The 1022-nt window shown below is 66.4% G+C and carries 1 protein-coding gene; it reads right to left on the reverse strand.

The annotated features are described in order from the left end of the window. Window positions 1-1022: HAD-IC family P-type ATPase (locus AC5Y5O_RS32065; protein WP_500028754.1), on the reverse strand; the 1022-nt coding region annotated here is incomplete at both ends.

Below are 1022 nucleotides of genomic sequence, written 5' to 3' on the forward strand. Positions count from 1 at the left end.
GGTGGGGTTCGACCGCGGGTGCCTCAGTGGTCGGCAGCGGCTTGATGGGGTAGTGGCGTAGGCGGTTGGCGTTGCCGACGACTGATAGTGACGATAGGGTCATCGCGGCGGCGGCGACCATCGGTGAGAGCCGCAGCCCCAGCAGCGGATACAGCGCGCCGGCTGCGAGCGGTATGCCAACGGCGTTGTAGATCAGCGCGAAAAAGAGGTTCTGCCGGATGTTGCGCATGGTGGCGCGGGAGAGCCGGATCGCGGTAACCACCCCGGCCAGTGACCCTGAAATCAGGGTGATGTCGGCGGCTTCGATGGCCACATCCGTGCCGGTGCCGATCGCTAATCCGACGTCGGCTTGGGCCAGGGCGGGAGCATCGTTGATGCCGTCACCGACCATACCGACCTGGCGTCCTTCGGCTTGCAGCCGGCGGACCTCACCCGCTTTGTGTTCGGGCAAGACCTCGGCGAGCACTCGGTCGATCCCGACCTGGGCTGCGATCGCAGCCGCGGTACGGGCACTGTCCCCGCTGATCATCACCACGTGCAGACCCAACGCGCGTAGTGCGGCGATGGCGGAGACGGAGTCGCCCTTAACGGTGTCGGCCACGGCGATGACACCGGCCGGGTAGCTGTCGACCGCGGCGAGAACCGGGGTCTTGCCCGCGGCTGCGAGCTCGGTGCTGATCTGCTCGAGTTCGGCTGTGTCGATACCGTTTTCAGCCAGCAAGGTCGCAGTGCCAACCAGGACACTACGGCCAGCGACCGTGGCCTGGACACCTTTGCCGGTGATTGAATCAAACGCCGCTGGGGCGGGAACGGTGATGCCGCGGCCACGGGCGCCGGCGATTACCGCGCTGGCTATGGGGTGCTCGCTGTCGGCTTCGGCGCCGGCAACCAGCATGAGCAGTTCGTTCTCCGCCACGGTCCCGGTTGCGCGGACGTCGGTGAGAGCAGGTTTGCCAGTGGTGATGGTTCCGGTCTTGTCCAGCACGATGGTATCGAGGTTTTGCGCGGTCTCCAGCGCCTCG

It is taken from the genome of Mycobacterium sp. NGS40 (assembly GCF_059812735.1).